Annotated in this window: 1 protein-coding gene; it reads right to left on the bottom strand. The window is 55.1% G+C overall.

What is annotated here, in order from left to right:
* The coding region (locus Q4563_RS18365) for a LysR family transcriptional regulator (protein WP_303605531.1) at positions 1-298 on the bottom strand (298 nt) is incomplete at its 3' end.
* Between the last annotated feature and the right edge of the window lie 16 nt (positions 299-314).

Genomic DNA, 314 nt, shown 5'->3' with positions numbered 1-314 from the left:
CACTCAAGCCTTCATTGATGTCATGAATTTCCTGGGCGACCCGTTCCAACTGGGAAAAGATTACCTTCACCCGCTCAACCAGCATATCGCCCATCGGCGTGGTATGACTGCCCCGGCTGGTACGGGTAAACAGCTCCACGCCCAGGTCGGTTTCCAGTTCACGTAGTATTTTACTGACGGCAGGCTGGCTGAGATTCAGGGCTTCCGATGCCTGTACCAGACTGGGACTGTCTGCCAGCGCCAGCACCGCACGTAACTGCTGCAGTTTGACCCGACGTATCCAATTGACATTCTGCATGGTGTTTCCCCGTATC

The organism is Gilvimarinus sp. 1_MG-2023, from assembly GCF_030548285.1.
Note: the sequence above shows the minus strand (reverse complement) of the source record. Positions and strands in the feature narration are given on the sequence as shown.